The 18,726-nt window shown below is 63.4% G+C and carries 18 protein-coding genes; 7 read left to right on the top strand and 11 right to left on the bottom strand.

From position 1 onward, the window contains the following. Positions 1–383: 383 nt before the first annotated feature. The 4 genes from CR152_RS26415 to CR152_RS26430 all read left to right on the top strand — a co-directional run bounded on the left by CR152_RS26415 (position 384) and on the right by CR152_RS26430 (position 6,508). The gene (locus CR152_RS26415) at positions 384–1,211 is read left to right on the top strand and encodes a response regulator (protein ID WP_099879981.1); all 828 of its coding nucleotides are present in this window, start codon (positions 384–386) and stop codon (positions 1,209–1,211) included. Between the two features lie 129 nt (positions 1,212–1,340). Beyond that, entirely contained in the window at positions 1,341–2,405 is a 1,065-nt protein-coding gene (locus CR152_RS26420) for a uroporphyrinogen decarboxylase/cobalamine-independent methonine synthase family protein (protein WP_099879983.1), read from the top strand. Continuing rightward, a complete protein-coding gene (locus CR152_RS26425) occupies positions 2,402–5,392 on the top strand; it encodes a hybrid sensor histidine kinase/response regulator (protein ID WP_229413601.1) in 2,991 nt (996 codons plus the stop codon). Before CR152_RS26420 ends, CR152_RS26425 begins: the two co-directional genes overlap by 4 nt. Before the next feature lie 135 nt (positions 5,393–5,527). After that, positions 5,528–6,508 (top strand): GGDEF domain-containing response regulator, encoded by a 981-nt coding sequence (locus CR152_RS26430; RefSeq protein ID WP_099879985.1) that lies wholly within the window; start codon positions 5,528–5,530, stop codon positions 6,506–6,508. A 154-nt stretch (positions 6,509–6,662) separates the two neighbouring features. Here CR152_RS26430 and CR152_RS26435 read toward each other — a convergent pair whose 3' ends face one another. Continuing rightward, on the bottom strand, positions 6,663–7,073 hold the full coding sequence (locus CR152_RS26435) for a hypothetical protein (RefSeq protein WP_099879986.1): 411 nt from the start codon (positions 7,071–7,073) through the stop codon (positions 6,663–6,665). 314 nt (positions 7,074–7,387) lie between these two features. On the opposite strand from CR152_RS26435, the gene CR152_RS26440 reads away from it, so the two are divergent. Beyond that, the gene (locus CR152_RS26440) at positions 7,388–9,007 is read left to right on the top strand and encodes a response regulator (RefSeq protein WP_099879988.1); all 1,620 of its coding nucleotides are present in this window, start codon (positions 7,388–7,390) and stop codon (positions 9,005–9,007) included. A 25-nt stretch (positions 9,008–9,032) separates the two neighbouring features. Here the strand turns inward: CR152_RS26440 and CR152_RS26445 are convergent, their stop codons facing one another. Continuing rightward, positions 9,033–9,491, bottom strand: coding sequence for a hemerythrin domain-containing protein (locus CR152_RS26445; protein ID WP_099879990.1), 459 nt, complete (start codon positions 9,489–9,491; stop codon positions 9,033–9,035). A 166-nt stretch (positions 9,492–9,657) separates the two neighbouring features. Here CR152_RS26445 and CR152_RS26450 point away from each other — a divergent pair, with 166 nt between their 5' ends. Then, on the top strand, positions 9,658–10,392 hold the full coding sequence (locus CR152_RS26450; protein WP_099879992.1) for a sensor histidine kinase: 735 nt from the start codon (positions 9,658–9,660) through the stop codon (positions 10,390–10,392). 91 nt (positions 10,393–10,483) lie between these two features. On the opposite strand, the gene CR152_RS26455 is transcribed toward CR152_RS26450, so the two are convergent. From CR152_RS26455 to CR152_RS26465, 3 genes are all read right to left on the bottom strand, one after another. Beyond that, positions 10,484–11,071 carry a PEP-CTERM sorting domain-containing protein gene (locus CR152_RS26455; protein ID WP_099879994.1) on the bottom strand — a complete coding sequence of 196 codons (588 nt, stop codon included), beginning with the start codon at positions 11,069–11,071 and terminating at the stop codon, positions 10,484–10,486. A 268-nt stretch (positions 11,072–11,339) separates the two neighbouring features. After that, on the bottom strand, positions 11,340–11,930 hold the full coding sequence (locus CR152_RS26460; RefSeq protein ID WP_229413603.1) for a PEP-CTERM sorting domain-containing protein: 591 nt from the start codon (positions 11,928–11,930) through the stop codon (positions 11,340–11,342). 203 nt (positions 11,931–12,133) lie between these two features. Continuing rightward, positions 12,134–12,712: a PEP-CTERM sorting domain-containing protein gene (locus CR152_RS26465; protein WP_229413605.1), complete on the bottom strand. Its 579-nt coding sequence runs from the start codon at positions 12,710–12,712 to the stop codon at positions 12,134–12,136. Between the two features lie 155 nt (positions 12,713–12,867). On the opposite strand from CR152_RS26465, the gene CR152_RS33290 reads away from it, so the two are divergent. Continuing rightward, positions 12,868–13,008: a hypothetical protein gene (locus CR152_RS33290; RefSeq protein WP_157778746.1), complete on the top strand. Its 141-nt coding sequence runs from the start codon at positions 12,868–12,870 to the stop codon at positions 13,006–13,008. A 67-nt stretch (positions 13,009–13,075) separates the two neighbouring features. On the opposite strand, the gene CR152_RS26470 is transcribed toward CR152_RS33290, so the two are convergent. From CR152_RS26470 to CR152_RS26495, 6 genes are all read right to left on the bottom strand, one after another. After that, a complete protein-coding gene (locus tag CR152_RS26470) occupies positions 13,076–13,672 on the bottom strand; it encodes a PEP-CTERM sorting domain-containing protein (protein WP_229413607.1) in 597 nt (198 codons plus the stop codon). A 210-nt stretch (positions 13,673–13,882) separates the two neighbouring features. Continuing rightward, positions 13,883–14,461 (bottom strand): PEP-CTERM sorting domain-containing protein, encoded by a 579-nt coding sequence (locus CR152_RS26475; protein ID WP_229413609.1) that lies wholly within the window; start codon positions 14,459–14,461, stop codon positions 13,883–13,885. Positions 14,462–14,569: 108 nt separating this feature from the next. After that, entirely contained in the window at positions 14,570–15,868 is a 1,299-nt protein-coding gene (locus CR152_RS26480; protein ID WP_099880004.1) for an NAD(P)/FAD-dependent oxidoreductase, read from the bottom strand. A gap of 147 nt (positions 15,869–16,015) precedes the next feature. Further along, positions 16,016–16,504, bottom strand: coding sequence for a hypothetical protein (locus CR152_RS26485; RefSeq protein WP_099880005.1), 489 nt, complete (start codon positions 16,502–16,504; stop codon positions 16,016–16,018). Between the two features lie 134 nt (positions 16,505–16,638). After that, the gene (locus CR152_RS26490; RefSeq protein WP_099880007.1) at positions 16,639–17,409 is read right to left on the bottom strand and encodes a LytR/AlgR family response regulator transcription factor; all 771 of its coding nucleotides are present in this window, start codon (positions 17,407–17,409) and stop codon (positions 16,639–16,641) included. Beyond that, complete coding sequence (locus CR152_RS26495) at positions 17,402–18,664, bottom strand: histidine kinase (RefSeq protein ID WP_099880008.1); 1,263 nt, start codon at positions 18,662–18,664, stop codon at positions 17,402–17,404. Before CR152_RS26495 ends, CR152_RS26490 begins: the two co-directional genes overlap by 8 nt. Between the last annotated feature and the right edge of the window lie 62 nt (positions 18,665–18,726).

Genomic DNA, 18,726 nt, shown 5'->3' on the forward strand with positions numbered 1-18,726 from the left:
ATAAAATAGATAACTGACATCACAAACATCAATTAGATTTATTTTCCGCGGTGCAGCATACTGCATCTGTCTCCTCTATTCTCCTCCAAGAAAATAGATTCAGCCCGCTCTCTGAGCGGGCTTTTTTTTGCCTGGAGACTCGAACCGATCGACCATTCCTGCCCTTCCCAACAGCGCCCAAGGACCGGCACAGCGTGCCACCAGGCCCATCCTATTGGTAAATTAGTGACGCTGGGCTAGTGACGCTGGGCGCGACGCGATCGACGCGCTCTCGCCAGGGTAGCCCTGCAAAAAGGCCGATTCCCGCCTGTTTGGTGTACGATTCGCTCATGTTTTCGTTTCCACAACTTCGCATCGTCAATTTTTCATGAAACAGGCTTCTCATGCACGAAACTGGTAACGCCGCCGGAGTGGCCAGCGCCGACTGGAGCACCACCGAGCTGGGCGATCCGCTCGCCTGGCCCGGCACCCTGCGCCTGTGCGTCGACATCGTCCTCAATACCCCGCTGCCGATGCTGCTGCTGTGGGGTCCGCGCCGCATCGTGGTATTCAATAATGCCTACGCCGACCTGGCCGGTCCGCGCCACCCGCGCGCTCCGGGCGGCCGGGTTCCCGCGGTCTGGCCCGCCCCGCTCGCGGCCAGTGCGGCGGCGCTCGAACGCGCGCTCGGCGGCGACGTGGTCCGGCTCGAGCGCCAGCGCCTGAGCTTTTTGCGCAACAGCGCCATGGAAAGCGCCGACTACGACCTGTTCTACACTCCTGTGCGCGATGGCGGCGCGGTCGGCGGCGTGCTGTGCGCGGTGGCGCCGAGCGCGCCCCCGGCCAGCATGCCGGCGCCCGCCGACGGCTTGCGCATCCTGGTGGTCGAGGACAATCTGGACTCGCAATACCTGGTGGTCGAGATGCTGCGCGCCTTCGGCCACGAAGCCGACGGCGTGGGCGACGCCGAAAACGCGCTGGCGCTGATGGCGCAGAACAGCTACAACGTGCTGTTCTCCGACGTCAGCCTGCCCGGCATGTCCGGGGTCGACATGGCGCGCGAAGCGCTGCGCCTGCAAGGCGGCCTGAACGTCATCTTCGCGTCCGGTTACGGCGATGCCCTGCTGCGCCACGTGGAGTTCGCCCACCAGTCGCTGCAAAAGCCCTATGAACTTGAACAGCTGCAAGCTGCACTCGCCGCAGTTTCCAAGCAGCTCGGTAGCGGAGTATGATCGGTTCAAGTGTGTGGTTCGATGCGGCGCCGGTCGGCTAGAATCGTCGTCGCGCCGCCCGCCGCAGTAGTGCGCAGGAGACGTCGCGGGGCTGTCCCCGCCCATTCCTTCACGATTGCCCAAAGCCAGATGATGATTCCCACCGAGCCAATCGGCAGCATTCCGCGCCCCCCAGCCCTGATGGCCGCGGTCGAAAACGGCAACCTCAGCGACAGCGAGCTCGACGCGCTGTACGAGGACGCCGTGCGCGATACCGTCGCCCGCATGGAAGCGACCGGCTCGACCGTCATCAGCGATGGCGAGCAGCGCAAGTACCATAACTTCCTGACCTACTGCGTGCACGGTTCGCACAATACCGCGCCGGACGGCTTCCAGATCCCGTTCGCTGACGGCCATATGCGCCGCATGCCGCGCCTGATGCGCGCTCCGTTCCACTACGAACGCTACGCCGACAGCTACCTGGCCGTGGCCCAGCGCTATGCCACGGTGGCGGTCAAGCAGGCCGTCATTTCGCCCTCGGCCCTGTCGCTCATGTACCCGCCCGAAGGTTTGCCCGGCTACTCGCGCGACCAGTTCATCGACGACCTGCTGGCCGAGCACGAAACCGAAATCCGGCGCTGCCTCGCGCAAGGGGCGCACAAGGTGCAGGTCGATTTCACCGAAGGCCGGCTGGCCGTCAAGCTCGACCCCAGCGGCGAGCTGCTGTCGAGCTTCATCGACCTGAACAATCTGGCCCTGAACCGCTTTTCCAGCGCCGAACGCGCGCTGATCGGCGTGCATACCTGCCCCGGCGCCGACCGCGATTCGACCCACAGCCTCGACGTCGACTACGCCGAGCTTCTGCCCAGCCTGTTTGAACTGCAGGTCGGCCATTTCTACATCGCGCTCGCGAGCGAACCGGACCCGGCGCGCGTACTGAAGATCATCGCCAGGCACCTCAAGCCCGGACAGCGCGTGTTCGTCGGCGTGATCGACCCCATCGATCCGGTCATCGAAACGCCGGAACTGGTGCGCGACCGGATCCTGCATGCGGCCCGGTTCATCGCCCCCGGCCAGCTCGGCAGCACCGACGATTGCGGCTTTTCGCCGTTCTGCGACGACCGCTCGACCAGCCGCGACACCGCCTTTGCCAAGATCGCCGCGCGCGTGGCCGGCACCGCGCTGGCCAGCGCCATTCTGCGGGAGCGTGCGTGAGCGAAGAACACGATGAAACAGAACTGATGCGCGCGGTGGCCCTGCGCAACGCCAACAGCGTGCTGGCGGCGCGCCAGCGCGCCCAGCAGGAACTGATGGAAACCAAGGATGCCTTGCGCCACGCCAACACGCGCATGGAAAACATGCTTGAAAGCCTGACCGATGGCTTTTGCGCGGTCGACCGCAGCTGGCGCATCACCTACATCAACGCGCGCGCGCTGCAACTGCTGTCGGCGCGCGGCAAAACCCGCGAAGCCCTGCTCGGCCGCATCATCTGGGATGAATTCCCCGAACTGCGCAACAGCGCCATGGAAGAGCAGTACCGGCGCGCCATGGATTCGCAGGAAACGGTCAGCTTCGAATTCTTTTACCCCAGCCTGGGCAGCTGGTTCGACCTGCGCGCCTACCCGTCCGACGGCGGCCTGACCGTCTACTTCCAGGACATCAGCAAGCGCAAGGCTGACGAACAGGCCCTGCTCGACGGCAGCAGCCGCCTCCAGGTGGCGCTCTCGGCCGGGCGCCTGGGCGACTGGCGCTGGGACGCCGGCGCCGACCGCGTGACCCTGGGGGCGCGCGCGGCCGAAATTTTCGGCTTGCCGCCTGAGACCCCGCTGCCCTGGGACAGCCTGCGCGAGCGCCTGCACGACGGCGACAAGGACATGGCGCGCACCGAATTCCTGCAGGCGTTCGCCCAGCACACCGACCTGAACATCGAGTGCCGGGTCGACCGGCCCGACGGCGAGCAGTGCTGGATCGGCGTGGTCGGCCGCGCCGATTACGACCGCGACGGCGCCGTGCTCGGCATGACCGGCGTGGTGCAGGACATCAGCACCCGCAAAAGCGCCGAAGACACCCTGCGCGAGAGCGAGGAAGTGCTGCGCGCGCTGGCCAATTCGATTCCCCAGCTGGCCTGGATGGCCCAGGCCGACGGCGCCATCGTCTGGTTCAACAAGCGCTGGTACGAGTACACCGGCACCACGCCCGACCAGATGGTCGGCTGGGGCTGGCAATCGACGCACGACCCGGACGTCCTGCCGCAAATGCTGCTGCGCTGGCATGAATCCATCCGCACCGGCAACCCGTTCGAGATGGAGTTTCCCATCCGCGGCGCCGACGGCGACTACCGCTGGTTCCTCACCCGCGTGAACGCCGTGCGCGACCGGCTCGGCCACGTGGTGCGCTGGTTCGGCACCAATACCGACGTCGACCAGGTCAAGCGCGTGCAGCAAGCCTTGCGCGACGAATCGAACGTGCTCGAATTGCTCAACAGCACCGGCAGCGCGCTCGCTTCCCAGCGCGACCTGCGCTCGCTGCTGCAAACCGTGACCGACGCCGCCACCGGCATCAGCGGCGCCCGCTTCGGCGCCTTCTTTTACCATGGCAAGGATGGCGATGGCGACCTGTTTACCCTGCACACCGTGGCCGGCGCCGCCCCGCCCGAGTTCGAGACCGACGGCGAGCTGCGCACCAGTGCGCTGTTCGGGCCGAATCTGCGCGCCGTCAGCGTGCTGCGCTCGGACGATATCGGCGCCGACCCGCGCTATGCGCCGCTGCACGCGCACGGCGCCACGCCCGACGACCAGAGCGGGGTGCGCAGCTACCTGGCGGTGCCGGTCATCGCGCGTTCCGGCGAAGTGCTGGGCAGCCTGTTCTTCAGCCACCCGGAAACCGGCATTTTCAGCGAACGCACCGAGCGCATCGTGGGCGGCATCGCGGCCCAGGCCGCCGTGGCGATCGACAATACGCGCCTGTACGAAGCGGCCCAGCACGCGGCCGAAGAGCGCAAGGTGCTGCTGGAAAGCGAACGCTCGGCGCGCGCCGAAGCCGAACGCACCAGCCAGATGAAGGATGAATTCCTGGCCACCCTGTCGCACGAACTGCGCACGCCGCTCTCGGCCATCCTGGGCTGGGCCCAGGTGCTGCGCCGCGGCAGCCGCGACCAGGCCGACCTGCAGCGCGGCCTGCAAACCATCGAGCGCAATGCGCGCGCCCAGGCCCAGCTGATCGAAGACTTGCTCGACATGAGCCGCATCACGTCCGGCAAGGTGCTGCTCGACATGCAGACCGTCGCGCCGGCCGGCTTCATCGACGCCGCCATCGAGACGGTGCGTCCGGCCGCCGACGCCAAGAACATCCGCCTCGAGAAATTCTACGCTCCGGGCGTGGGCATGATCGCCGGCGACCCGGCCCGCCTGCAGCAGGTGATCTGGAACCTGCTCTCGAACGCCATCAAGTTCACCGCGCGCGACGGCATGGTCTGCATTGCCCTGCGCAACGTCGACGGCCATGTCGAGATCGCCGTCAACGATACCGGGGTCGGCATCAAGCCCGAATTCATGGCCCACGTGTTCGAACGCTTCCGCCAGGGCGACGCCTCCACCACGCGCAAGCACGGCGGACTGGGGCTGGGGCTGTCGATCGTCAAGCACCTGATCGAGCAGCACGGCGGCACGGTGCGCGCCGACAGCCCCGGCGAGGGCCATGGCGCCACGTTCACGATCGAGCTGCCGGCGGCCAACCGCCAGAGCCAGGCGTCGCGCGCCGGCCGCCCCCCTTCTCTGCAGATGGCGCCGCTGACTCCCGAGATCCTGCTGCGCGACCTGTCGCACCTGAACGTGCTGGTGGTGGACGACGAACCGGACGCGCGCGACCTGATCCGGCGTATATTGTCCGATTGCAACGCCACCGTGCGTACGGCGGCCAGCGCGGCCGATGCCCTGGCCGAGTTCAGGACGGCGCCGCCGGACGTGCTGGTGAGCGACCTGGGCATGCCGGACGTGGACGGTTTCGAGCTGCTGGCGCAGGTGCGCGCGCTCGGCCATGCGGGCGGCGGCGACGTGCCGGCGGTGGCGCTGACGGCCTTTGCGCGCTCGGAAGACCGCCTGCGCGCGCTGGAAGCGGGATTCATGGCGCATATCGCCAAACCGGTCGAGCCTAGCGAGCTGATCGCTACGGTGGCATCGATGGGGGAGAGCCGGCCGCGCTGACATACAATGGGATTCCTACCGCCGCACGCGGCGCTGTCCTACAAGAAATGTTCGATACACTGTTACACTAGCAACACATTAAAATCGCGCGTGCGCTCTTTGCCGCACGCCCCTCCGCCTTGACCGAGACAACGCATGCCAAGCCGAGAAGACATACTGAACGCAAAAATCCTCGTCGTCGATGATTCGTCAGACAATATCGAACTGATGGAAGAGATATTGCGCGAAGAAGGCTACAACTGCGTCAGCTCGACCATGCTCCCGGAACAAGTCTGTCCGCTGCACCGCCAGCACTGCTACGACCTGATCCTGCTCGACCTGCAAATGCCCGGCATGAACGGCTTCCAAGTCATGAAGGGCCTGAAGGAAATTGAACAGGGTGGCTATCTGCCGGTGCTGGCGCTCACGGCCCAGCCGAGTTTCAAGATCGCCGCGCTCGAAGCCGGCGCGCGCGACTTCATCAGCAAACCGTTCGACCTGCTCGAAGTACACAAGCGCATCCATAACATGCTGGAAGTGCGCCTGCTGTACAAGGAGCTGGCGCAGTACAGCAAGGCCCAGCAAGAGCTGGCGCTGCACGATCCGCTGACCGGGCTGCCGAACCGGCGCCTGCTGGAAGACCGCATCGAAACCACCTTGCAGCACGCCAACCGGAATCACCACAAGGCCGCGATCATGTATCTCGACCTCGATGGCTTCAAGGCGATCAACGATACCTATGGCCATTCCTACGGCGACGAGGTGCTCAAGATTGTGGCGCAGCGCCTGGTGGCATCCTCGCGCAAGGAAGATACCGTGGCGCGCCTGGGTGGCGACGAATTCATGGTGGTGCTGGGAGAAGTGTCGGGCCTGGCCGATGCGCACGGGCCGGCGGCCAAGCTGGTCGAGGCCGTGTCCGAACCGTTTTTCATCAACGACCTGACCTTGCGGCTGTCGACCAGTATCGGCATCAGCATCTATCCGGATGACGCCGAGACGGTGGAAGCGCTGATCAGCATTGCCGATTACGCGCTGTACGAGGCCAAGCGCGGCGGTAAAAACCGCTTCTGCGCAACCTCGGCCACGCCAGCCGCACCGCTGGCGCAAGATGCGCTGGTCGTGGCGCCGCGGCGTTGAGATTGCATATTCATATGCAATCCCCAGGAAACCTCAGAGCCTGAAAAAAACCGTCGTTCACGCGCAGGCGGGAACGACGGCTTGGAACGACGGGTTCAGGTTACGAGCTACAAACCCGCACGAGGAAGGCGTCATGCCCTCCTCCGTGCCCTAATTACTTGGCGCCCTTGCCCGCCTGCTTGGTACTGGCCTCGATCGACTTCGCATGCTGGTGATCGGTGCTGGCGTTGACCATATCAGGCGGCACTTCAATGCGCGTGATGCCCGCATCGACCGAGATCGGATCGCTGGCCGGGAACGTCATCTCGACTGCATCGTCGAGCAAGGTTTCCTTGGCGGTCTGTTCGTCGGTATCGCACTCTTCGTCGGCCAGCACGTTGATCGCGCTGGCCCACTTGACGAACTTGAGGTTCGCCAGATCGCCGATGGTGGTGATATTAAAGGCTTCGTGCAGTGCCTTGGCGTCCTTGGTGCTCAGGCCACGCATGGCCGAAAGCGGCGCGTTGCGCAGGTCACGGAAGCATTTGCCGGTAAATTCGGCGTCGACGATGGTGTTGATATTCATGGCTTACCCTTTCAATGTGCCACGCCACGATGGTGGCGATGAACCGTGCCGCATAGACTTGCCATTCGGCAGCGGTTGTCCTGATGTCACTATCGCATACGCCCCCACTCAAGTATGTGCGTTAGCGTACCTTGTATTCTGAATGCCACCTATCCGCTTGCTTTTTGACATTGGATTACCCGATTGATATGATGAACACCGCCCCCTCAAGACAGCCGCGTTCGCTATTACCAGGGGCAAATTTCCGGTTCTGCTATCCTGTCGGCAGTAATGCTCCAGACGTGCTTCAACCACCACCGCAGCGCAGGAATGACGTGACAACAATAGAAAAACCGAAGATTCTCGTCGTTAACGATGACCCGGCCAGCCTGCTTGCATTGACCAGTCTGCTGGACCAGTGGGCCGACGAATCGGGCTATTCCGTCCTGTCGGCCCGCTCGGGCCAGGAAGCCTTGCGCCAGGTCCTCCTGCATGACTTCGCCGTGATCCTTCTCGACGTCAACATGCCCGGCATGGATGGCTTTGAAACGGCCGAAGCCATCCATCAGCGCGCGCGCTCGGCCGACATTCCGATCATCTTCGTCACCGCCTTCCTGGCCGACGAAATCGACCGCCTGAAAGCCTACCAGCGCGGCGCCGCCGATTTCCTGTTCACCCCGGTCATCCCGCAGATCCTGCATGCCAAGGTCCAGGTGTTCGTGGCGCTGGCCACCAAGAACGAGGAACTCAAGCGCCAGACGCACAAGCTGAGCCAGCGCACCACCGAGCTGACCGCCACCAACAAGCGCCTCACCCGCGAAATGGAAGAGCGCCAGGCGGCCGAAGCGAAAAGCCACGCCAAGGATGAATTCCTGGCCATGCTCGGGCACGAACTGCGCAACCCGCTGAGCGCCATCAGCAGCGCCGCCTCGCTGATCGGCCTGCCGGGCGCGCCCGCCGACACCGTCGGCCGCGCCAAGCAGATCATCCAGCGCCAGAGCCAGCACCTCTCGCGCATCGTCGACGACCTGCTCGACCTGTCGCGTGCCATGTCCGGCAAGATCTTGCTCGACAAGCAAACCCTGGACGTCTCCGCCCTCGTCTCCGCCTGCCTGGAAACGTTCAAGGCCACCGGCCGCACCGGCAATTACCTGGTCAATGTCGACATGGAACCGGGCTGGGTCGACGGCGACCCGACCCGCCTCGAACAGATCGCCACCAACCTGATCGACAACGCCCTCAAGTACACCCCGCCCGGCGGCACCATCGACATTGCGGTGACCGACAGCGGCCAGGAAATCGTGCTCGAAGTGCGCGATACGGGGGTGGGCATTTCGGCCGAACTGCTGCCCCATGTGTTCGACGTCTTCGTACAGGGCAGCATCACGCTCGACCGCGCGCAAGGCGGCCTGGGCATCGGCCTGGCCCTGGTGCGGCGCCTGGTCGAGCTGCACGGCGGCAAGGTTTCAGCCCACAGCGAGGGCGCCAGCGCCGGCTCCACCTTCGTCATCCGCCTGCCGCGCGCGGCTCCCGTGGCGCCAAGCGCCAGTCCGGCCCCGGCCGCCTTGCCGCTTGACAGCAAGCCCGCCATCCTGTTGATCGAAGACAACGACGACGGCCGCGAAATGATGGCCACCATGCTCGGCGCCTACGGCTACCCGGTGCGCCATGCGGCCGACGGCGTGCAGGGCGTGCAGATGGCGCGCAGCTTCCTGCCCGACGTCGCCCTGGTCGACATCGGCCTGCCCGGCATCGATGGCTATGAAGTGGCACGCCGCCTGCGCCAGGGCAGCGACACCCGCCACATCAAGCTGATCGCGCTGACCGGCTACGGCCTGGCCGACGACCAGCGGCGCGTGCTCGAAGCGGGCTTCGACAAGCACCTCGTCAAGCCGGTCGACATCGCCCACCTGCTCGACGCCATCGGCCAGTGCGCGGCCACTGCGGCCGAATAAATTCCGGCCAGGCGCGGCGGCAGCCCTACATGGTTGCCGCCACCTCATCCTCGCGCAGCGCCATTTCCTCGGCCAGGGCGGCCAGGTCCAGCTTGTTTTTCTTCGCCTTCGGAAACATTTCCTTCTCCTCTTCCTGGACGTGGTGCGCGATCTGTTCCGACAGCACCTTCACCTTGGCGTCGTACAGTTCGTCTTCCGGGTCCATTTCCTGCAGCTGCGCGATCAGGTCTTTCGCGCTGGCATGCTCGACGATGGCCTCATCGACCAGTTCTTCATTGTCGCCGCTGGCCTCGCGTACGGCCGGATAGAAAATCTCTTCCTCGATCGTGGCGTGCAGGGTCAGCGCGGTGCAAATCTGGTCGGCAATCTTTTTCTTGCGGTCATTGTCGTCCTCGCCCAGTGCCTCGTACTGCTTGAACAATTCTTCCACCTCGCGATGATCCTCGGTCAGCATTGCGATGGCATCCTTCTTTGTCGTGTTCATGGAAAACTCCCTCATCTGATGAAAAAAGTGGCAGACAACCGAAGCGCCAGATTGTCTAAAAAGCCGGGCCCCGTATGTGCGGCACTTCACCGTCCGGGCCCGCGCGACGCCGCGACAAGCGCGCGCAAGCTGTTGTATGATTTGGGAAACATTCTTAGAGCCCAGCATGACCTTACCGCCCTCCCCCCAGACCGACACCGGACCGGACCCCCAGCCTGACCGGCGCAGTGCCGACCTGACCGAACTGCTCGGCCACCTGACGACTTGCTGGGATGACGAACGACGCCTGCTGGCGCGCAAGCTGCACGACAGCCTGGGCTCATCGATGACGGCCCTGACCATGCACCTGGCCCTGCTGACCCAGCAACTGCCCAAGGAAAAGGCGCTGCAGGACCGCACCGCCCAGATGAAGCAGCTCCTGATGACCATCATCAACACCAACCGCGACATGCAGTTATCGCTGTGGAACGATAAGCTGGAGTTTCTTGGAATTAAATCGGCCATTGCCGAGCTGGTCAGCGATTTCGGCAAGGAGCACCACCTGGTGGCGCGCTGCAGCCTGCCCGACGACGATGAAACCTATCCGCGCGAGCATGGCGTGGCCCTGCTGCGCGCCCTGGAAGAAGGTTTGCGCAATATTGCCGCGCATGCGAGTGCGACCGAAATCGATGTCATTCTTGACGATGGCGGCGACGAGATCATGCTCACGGTGCGCGACAATGGCGTGGGACTGGGCGATCGCTCGGGCGAGTCGTCCGGCTGCCACGGACTGCGCCTGCTGCGCGAGCGGGCCGCCTATCTGGGTGGCGCGCTGTCGGTGATGCCGGCCCAGCAGCGCGGCACGGTCATGACCCTGACCCTGCCCAAGGCGCCGGTTCCGCAAACGGCCGTCAGCCGATGATGCCGTCAATTTGAGACGTGTCATTTTCGCCAGTGGCGGGAATGACAGGAACCGATGTTTAAACGCGTTCTTTTTGCGGGCGATAACCCTGTTACGCCTTGCGCGAGCGCCGACGTTTCGCCGCACCGAGCAGTGCAATGCCGGCGCCCATCATCAGCCAGGTTTGCGGTTCCGGAACGGCGCTGATGGCAAACTTGGTCTCAGGGGTAAAGTGATACGTGTACACGGCCCCTCCCTGCGACGACCAATCGTTTTCATACACGGAATAGAACGAGCCGCCAGCCCGGTACGAATGCGTCGTCCGCGACCACCCACTGCCGTATTGCCCATATTCAGTCACACTATAGGTGTCGAAAGCCAGTGCGGAACCGGGCGTAAAGGACACGTTGCTCAATCCACAGCGGCGAGCGCCTGTGCAATTCATGAAGGAACTGCCGTCAATGGTAAAGGAGGTCACTTCATTGCCGGAAAAGGTCCCGTTATGATCCAGATCCTCGGCGTAGAAGCGTCCCTTGAGCACGCGGTCTGGATCGAAGTCACCATATTGCGGATAGGGATTCATCTCGGTGGCGTAGGATGGCAGAAACCCCGAATACGCCCAGTCGAATCCCTGCACTTCGGCGTTAGCCGACAGCGCGCACCCCATCAAAGCCAACCCACACATCATTTTCTGAATCATTGCGTCGCTCTTTCTTCAGTTATTTTACAAGTTGCAATATTATTATTGAACAACGGAGACGTATTGACGTTTTTGCAGCAATGGTGCGGCAAGCCGGCAGAGGTAAGTTGCGGGAAGAAGGCTTGCACAATACGGCCACGCTCGCCGGCGCGACCGACATCAACCTGAGCCGATACTACCGTTGGCTTGAGACGTGTCATTTTCGCCACTGGCAGAAATGACGGGGAGCCGACCTGTAAACGGGACCTTTGTTGCGGCGTCTGCCCGATTATGCGTTACGGGAGCGGCGGCGTTTGGCCGCGCCGAGCAGCGCAATGCCGGCGCCCAGCATCAGCCAGGTTTGCGGTTCCGGAACAGCGCTGATGGCAAACTTGGTCTCGGACGTAAAGTTATGCCTGTAGACGGATCCTCCGTTCGGATTCCAATCGGTTTCGTACACAGAATAGAACGAATCGTTAGCGCGGTACGAATGCACCGTCTGTTCCCACCATCCGGTGCCCCATTGCCCGGTTTGAGTCACACTATAGGTGTCGAAATTCAACACGGAACCGGGCGTATACGAAAAGCCGCTCATTCCACAGCGGACCGAGCCTGTGCAGTTCAAGAAGGAGTTACCGTAAATGGTAAAGGAGATCAGTTCAGAGCCGGAAAAAGTTCCGTTGTGATCCCGATCCTCGGCGTAAAAGCGTCCCTTGAGCACGTAGTCCGGATCGAAAGGGCCATATTGTGGCTGAGGGCTACTCGCGGTAGAGAAAACCGGCACAAATCCCGAGTAGGACCAGTCGAATCCCTGCACTTGGGCGTGACTCGACAGGGCGCACCCCATCAGTGCCAAACCACACATCATTTTCTTCATCATTTCCATCCCTTGACATTTATTTTACAAATAGAAATCGTATCAATAAAAGAAAAGGCTGTAATGGCTTTTTTTGTAACATTGCAATGATGTGCGCGATGGACAGCCACGCCGCCCCCCCATGTTGGTACAGGACGATAACGCGCAGGCGCGCTTCGCGCCGCCTGGGGCCTGCCGCATGGCGGCGCCAGGCGCGACTTGCTGTATTACGCCTTGCGCGAGCGGCGTTTGGCCGCGCCGAGCAGCGCAATGCCCGCGCCCATCATCAGCCAGGTTTGCGGTTCCGGAACAGCGCTGATGGCAAACTTGGTCTGGGCGGTGACGCCATAGTCTTGCACCCTCCCGACAGACCAGTCGCTTTCGTAGGAAGTATAGAAGCGGCGGCCTGCCTCGAATCCGCGCGACGTACGCGACCAGCCCTCGCGCCATACGCCGTACTCGACGGAGTCGTAGGCGTAAAAGCTCAACGCGCCACCCGGCGTGAACGAAAACTCGCTCAGCCCACAGCGGCGCACACCCGTGCAGTTCATGAACGATTCACCGTAAATGGTGAAGGAGGTCACTTCCGCGGCGGAAAACACGCCATTCAGATCGCGGTCCTCGGCGAAGAAACGCCCCTTGAGCACGTGGTCGGGATTGAATTCGCCATACTTGGGCTCAGGATTCGTCTCCGACCCCCACGACGGTAAAAATCCGGTATACGCCCAGTCGAAGCCCTGCACCTCGGCATGGCTCGACAGCGCGCATCCCATCAGTGCCAGCCCACACATCAGTTTCTTGATCATTTGCATCCCTCGTTTGATTGATTTTACAAAATTGCAAGCGTATCAATAAAGCAAGGTGACTGCAATGGCTTTTCATGTGATAGTGCGACGCCCGTACGACAGCGCTTCAGGGCAGCGTTAGCTGGGGCGGTGGCAGGGACGGCATCAGGCCGACATTGCGCGAGAACGACCTGGGGCCTGGGGAAGAACCGGGCGCACCGTCCGGCCGCCACGGCCTGCACCTGCTGCGCGAGCGCGCCCGCGACTTGAGCGGGGCGCTGTCGGCGATGCCGGGCAGCCACGTGGCACGGCAATGACGCCCGGCCCGAGACGCGCCCGGCGGCAGGCAGGTCCGTTGACCTGCCCAGGAACGCAACTACCCGGTCACGCCTTGCGCGAGCGGCGCCGCTTTGCCGCGCCGAGCAGCGCAATGCCGGCACCCATCATCAGCCAGGTTTGCGGCTCCGGAACGGCGCTGATGGCACTGATGGCAAACTTGGTCTCGGGTTTAAACACATAGCTGTACGAGCGCGCCCCGGACATCGACCAATCGTTTTCGGTCACGGAATAGAATTCGGATCCAGTCCGGTACGAATTCGTATATCGCGACCACCCGCTGCCCCATTGCCCATATTCAGAGGTGTCAAAGGCATCGAAATTCAATACCGAACCGGGGGTATACGAAAACGTGGTCAGTCCGCAGCGTTCTGGCGCTTTGCAGTCCAGCTTGGATTGCCCGCCGATCGAAAAGGACGTCACTTCCGACAGTGAAAAACTGCCGTTCTTGTCGAGATCCTCGGCAAAGAAGCGCCCAGTGAACGTGGTGCTCGGATCAAAGTCGCCATCTTCTCCCCAAGGAGTCATCTCGCTGGACCAGTGCGGCGTAAAGCCCGAAAACGTCCAGTCGAATCCCTGCACCGCGGCCTGGCTCGACATCGCACATCCCATCAACGCCAGCCCGCACATCAGTTTCTTCACCATTTTCATCCCTATATCTACCGTTATTTTACAAAGTTGTAATTATATCAATATAAGAGAAAAGATACAATGGCGCTTTTTTTAACAGCGGCGCGCTGCGCCGCCACGGCTTCAGCGCCGCTTCCCGTGAGGCGCTGGGCGCAACGACATCATGCCGGGACCTTGCGCGGCAACGGCAGGCGCTACCGGCGATGCCGGCCCGGCAAGACCCTGTCAAACCTTGCGCGAGCGGCGGCGTTTTACCGCACCGAGCAGCGCAATGCCGGCACCGAGCATCAGCCAGGTTTGCGGTTCCGGAACCGCGCTGATGGCAAATTTGGTCTGCTCGGTGATGTGATGGGAGTACCCGTCCGCGCCCGACCCGCTTTCGCGGTAGGTGTAGAAGCCTCTAGCTGTCCGGAAACCGCGCGTGGTGATGCTTCGTACGCCGTTGTCGTGCCGGTAGTCAACGGTGTCGAAGGCCGAAAAGGTCAACGCGCCACCAAGGGTGAACGAAAAATTGTCGACGAAACATGTGCGCTCACCCGTGCAGTCCATGAACGATTGACCGTCAATGGTAAAGGAAGTAAGTTCCGCGACCGAAAAAACGCCATTCTTATCGCGGTCGTCGGCGAGGAATCGGCCCTTGAGCACGAGATTGGGATCGAATTCGCCATACTCGGGCTGAGGATTGGACGACGACGAATACGATGGCAAGAAGCCGGTATACGACCAGTCGAATCCCTGTACTTCGGCCTGGCTCGACAGCGCGCATCCCATGAGCGCAAGTCCACACATCATTTTCTTGATCATTTGCATTCCTTTATTTTCAACGATTTAACAAAGTTACAAACATATCAACCAAACAATGGCGGCGCCATGGCTTTTCGCACAATGTTACGGGCGTTATGCCGCAGCGCTTCAGTGCAGCTTGACTTGAGGCGTGCTGCGCTTGATCAGGAAGCGCGCCAGCGCCAGCACGCCGGTCCGCACATGACCGAGCACGGCTGCGTGATGCATCAGGTGCAGGCTCACATACATCATGCGCGCAAAAAAGCCTTCGACGAACCAGCTCAAGCCCTTGAGCGAGCCCATCAGACTGCCCACGGTGGTGGTCTGGCCGAACGACACCAGCGAGCCGTAATCCTTGTATTCGTAGGGCTTCGTTTGCGGCGCCTTGCCGGCCTGCTGGCGCAGGAAAGTCGCGAGCAGATAGTCGGCCTGCTGGTGCGCTGCCTGCGCGCGCGGCGGCACCATCTTGCCCTCGGCATCGACGCAGGCGGCGCAGTCGCCCATGGCGTAGATGCCGGGCGCATCCTTCACGCGCAGGAAGCCGTCGACCTCGATCTGCCCGCCCTTGGCCAGCGGCAAGCCGAGCGTGGCCAGGAATTCCGGCGCGCGGATGCCGGCCGCCCACACGCACAGGTCGGACGGGTACACATTGCCGTTCTTGTCGGTCACCTGGCCGGGCGCGATGCCCGTCACGCGGCATTCGTTGACCACCTTGATGCCGCGTTCGTGCAGCAGCTTGAGGGCCGCGCTGGACACCCTTTCGGGCAGCGGAGCGAGAATGCGCGGCGCGCCTTCGAGCAAGGTGATGCGCACGTCCTGCTGCGGTTTGAGGTGCTGGAAGCCGTAAGTGGTGTACACCGCGCTCGCTTCGCGCAGCTCGGCCGCCAGTTCGACGCCGGTGGCGCCGCCGCCGATGATGACGATATCGACCCCGGCCGCCGGCTCGACTGCCTTGCGCGCGTCGGCCCGGGCCAGCAGTTTGAGCAACTGCAGGCGGAAGCGCTCGGCGTCTTCGGTCGCGTTCAGGGAAATCGTGTATTCCTTGGCCCCGGGCACGCCGAAATAATTCGAGGTGCTGCCGACGGCGATCACCAGCGAGCCGAACTCGAGCGTGCGCTCGGGCAGGACTTCCTCGTCCTGGGGCGTGCGGATGGGGCCGATGGTCAGGCGCCTGGCGGCGGCATCGAGTCCGGTCAGGGCGCCGTAGACGAAGCTGAAGCCGTTATCGTGGGCCAGCATCTGGTAGGACAAGCCTTCCTGGTGGATATCGAGGGTGCCGGCGGCGACTTCATGCAGCGAGGGCTTCCAGATGTGCGACAAGCGGCTATCGACGAGAAAGACCTTGGACGGGCCCAGCTTGCGGCCCAGTTTGCTGGCCAGTTCCAGGCCGCCCGCCCCACCACCGACAATCACTATTTCGCCGCGCAAGAGTACCTCCCTGGATTAATTGACACCGCCAGTTTACCGCGATCCGGCGTGGCATGCCCACGCGGCATGGCTGGTGACCGGCGCGTCGCAGAAAACCAGGCGCGTGCTGCTTGAGGCTCGGTGGCGCTTATTGAGGCTTATTGGTGCCTATTTGTGTTTGTCGTGCTTGTCGTGCTTACTGTGTTTCTCGTGCTTATCGTGCTTGTCATGTTTCTCGTGCTTGTCATGTTTCTCGTGCTTATCGCGCCCGTGACCATTGCCATGCTCGCGCTCCTGCCCGTGCTCCCGCTCGCGCCCGCCGCCGCGCATCTCGCGGTAACGCGGCGCATAGGTATTGGTGTACCAGTCGTCGCGCACGAAATACACCTGGCGTCCGCATGCGTCGTAGCGCGCGCAATGCTTGCTCCATTTTTTCATGTGCCCTGGCGGCACCCGCAAATACATCGGCTCCGGCGCCGCGCGCACATGCCGTTCGACCAGCACCGGCTGCGTATAGACCACGGGCGGCCGACCGAAATCGCCCAGCTCGATGCGTCCGTAATACGCCGGTTGCCCGATATGGATGCTGATATTGGTCTGGGCCTGCCCGGACAGGCTCGCGCCCAGCAGGACGGCGGCGATGATCACGCTTTTCATGGTTGCCTCGCAAAGAAAGTCAACGCGCCCGGCAGGCGCGCCGTCAGCCGCCGGCGCCGCGCGCCTTGCTGCTCACATCCATGAGTTTAACAAAAGCAACAGCCAGGTCGGTACGCAAACGCACACAGCCTGGCTCACATGGCCCGGAACAAGGCCATGAACGGCTGGCTCACGGCCAGCGTCTCGGGCCGGGTGCGCAGGCGCAGCACCCCGCGCCCGGTCTCGTCGCGCGCCACCGAGGCGATCGCCTTGAGGTTGACGATGGTCGAGCGGTGAATCTGGCGGAACATGGCCGGATCGAGCACCTCGAGCAGTTCGCGGATGGGTTTGCGCAGCAGCGCCTCGCCCTGGGCCGTCATCACCACCGTGTACTTGCTGTCGGCTTGAAAATACGCGACATCCTCGACCATGATCAGGCGCGTTTCCGCTCCCGTGCTGGCGGTCAGCCATACCAGCGGCTCCGGCCTGGCCGGCTGCGGCAGCGCGCGCCCCAGCTGGCGCAGCAGGGCCGCCAGCATGCCGGCGTCCGCGGTGCCGCTGGCCAGGCGCGCCTTGACCCGCTGCACCGTGGCGGCCAGGCGCGCCGGCGCCACCGGCTTGAGCAGGTAGTCGACCGCACCGCGCTCGAACGCATCGATCGCGTACTGGTCGTAGGCGGTCACGAACACCACTTGCGTGGCCGGGCTGACCTCGGCCAGCACGCCGGCCACGTCCAGCCCGCTCAGCCCCGGCATGCGGATGTCGAGGAATGCCACCTGCGGCTGGTGCGCGGCAATCGCTTCGAGCGCGCTGCCGCCATCGTCGCAGGCGGCCACGATGCGCAGCTCCGGCCAGGCGCTGGCGAGCAGCTGCACCAGCGCATCGCGCAGCAGCGGCTCATCTTCGGCAATGACGCAATCAGCCATGCAGCTTCTCCTCCACCAGTGCCGTGCCTGCGGCGCGGTACGGCACGCTGATCGTCGCCGCCACCCCGCACGGATAGTTCGACACGATGGTAAAGGCCGCGCCGCTGCCGTACGCCAGGCGCAGCCGCTCGCGCACATTGCGCAGGCCGATCCCGGTGCCGCCTCCTTCGGCGGAAAAGCCGCGTCCATCGTCGGCCACCGTCACTGTCAGCGCGCCGTCGTGCACGCGCGCGATGATCCATACCGTGCCGCCGCCCGGTTTCGGCTCCAATCCGTGCTTGATGGCGTTTTCGACCAGGGTCTGCAGCATCATGGCGGGAAACGGCGCCCCGTGCAATGGCGCCGCCACCTCGACCTGCAGGCGCAGGCGCGGCCCCATGCGGATGGCCAGGATGTCGAGATAGGCGCGCACGCGCTCGAGTTCATGGCCCAGGGTCGCGAGCGCATCGTCGGTGCGCGGCAGCGAGTTGCGCAGGTAGGTGATCAGGTTGCCCAGCATCTCGTCGGCGCGGGCCGGATCGCTGCGGGTCAGCAATTGCGCATTGGCCAGCGTGTTGTATAGAAAATGCGGTTCGACCTGCGCATGCAGCAAGCTCAGCTTGGCGACGGTCAGTTCCTTCTCGGTCGCCGTCTGGATCGCCGCCGCCTGCTCGCTGCGGCGCCGCTCGGCCACCCGGCGCGCCACGGCGCGGCCGATGGCGTCGGCGTTTTCGAGGTTGGCGCCGGCGTCGAGCAGGAACCAGTCGGTCCAGGCCCACCGTTCCGGCTCGCAGATCAGGGTCACGCTGCCGGCGTCGCCGTTTGGCGTGACGGTGACGATGACCTGGTTGCCGCTCGGCCCGCTGTGGCCGGTCATTTGAAACAGCAAGCCGCCGCGGTAAGGATGCAGATAACGGATCTTGGCGCGCACCTGCAGGCTGTCGCGCGCGCTGTCGACCTGCTCGGCGCCGGGCAATTCGCGGATCGCGGCATCGATGATGTCGAACGTCTCGCCGGCCTCGAACGGCACTTCGATCTGGCGCCGCTGGCGGCTGGCCAGGGTGCCGGGATTGACCTCGCCGGTGAGCAGGCGCACCCGCCGCACATGCGAAAACGCGGTCACCGCGGCCAATCCCGCCGCGCCCAGCACCAGCAGCAACAGGCCGCCACCGCTGTCGCGGTCGTGCAGCAGCGTTTGCGCCACCGTGATCGCCAGTATCGTATTGGCGATAGTCCACGCCAGGGTCACGCGGAAGATAAAAAAGAAACTCGTCATTATGAGCAATTCCAGTCAGGGAGGGGTGAAACGACTATAGCAAGCGCTCCCTGGCGGGCGGG

The organism is Massilia violaceinigra (genome assembly GCF_002752675.1).
Classification (GTDB): Bacteria; Pseudomonadota; Gammaproteobacteria; order Burkholderiales; family Burkholderiaceae_D; genus Telluria_A; species Telluria_A violaceinigra.

Excerpts from the sequence above, each read along its gene's own strand:
- CR152_RS26465 (WP_229413605.1), bottom strand. The coding sequence starts at position 12,712 with ATGATCAAGAAACTGATGTGTGGGCTGGCACTGATGGGATGCGCGCTG.
- CR152_RS26445 (WP_099879990.1), bottom strand. The coding sequence starts at position 9,491 with ATGAACACGACAAAGAAGGATGCCATCGCAATGCTGACCGAGGATCAT.
- CR152_RS26460 (WP_229413603.1), bottom strand. The coding sequence starts at position 11,930 with ATGATGAAGAAAATGATGTGTGGTTTGGCACTGATGGGGTGCGCCCTG.
- CR152_RS26450 (WP_099879992.1), top strand. The coding sequence starts at position 9,658 with ATGACCTTACCGCCCTCCCCCCAGACCGACACCGGACCGGACCCCCAG.
- CR152_RS26490 (WP_099880007.1), bottom strand. The coding sequence starts at position 17,409 with ATGGCTGATTGCGTCATTGCCGAAGATGAGCCGCTGCTGCGCGATGCG.
- CR152_RS26420 (WP_099879983.1), top strand. The coding sequence starts at position 1,341 with ATGATGATTCCCACCGAGCCAATCGGCAGCATTCCGCGCCCCCCAGCC.
- CR152_RS26485 (WP_099880005.1), bottom strand. The coding sequence starts at position 16,504 with ATGAAAAGCGTGATCATCGCCGCCGTCCTGCTGGGCGCGAGCCTGTCC.
- CR152_RS26475 (WP_229413609.1), bottom strand. The coding sequence starts at position 14,461 with ATGATCAAGAAAATGATGTGTGGACTTGCGCTCATGGGATGCGCGCTG.
- CR152_RS26415 (WP_099879981.1), top strand. The coding sequence starts at position 384 with ATGCACGAAACTGGTAACGCCGCCGGAGTGGCCAGCGCCGACTGGAGC.
- CR152_RS26495 (WP_099880008.1), bottom strand. The coding sequence starts at position 18,664 with ATGACGAGTTTCTTTTTTATCTTCCGCGTGACCCTGGCGTGGACTATC.
- CR152_RS26455 (WP_099879994.1), bottom strand. The coding sequence starts at position 11,071 with ATGATTCAGAAAATGATGTGTGGGTTGGCTTTGATGGGGTGCGCGCTG.
- CR152_RS26430 (WP_099879985.1), top strand. The coding sequence starts at position 5,528 with ATGCCAAGCCGAGAAGACATACTGAACGCAAAAATCCTCGTCGTCGAT.
- CR152_RS26435 (WP_099879986.1), bottom strand. The coding sequence starts at position 7,073 with ATGAATATCAACACCATCGTCGACGCCGAATTTACCGGCAAATGCTTC.
- CR152_RS26470 (WP_229413607.1), bottom strand. The coding sequence starts at position 13,672 with ATGGTGAAGAAACTGATGTGCGGGCTGGCGTTGATGGGATGTGCGATG.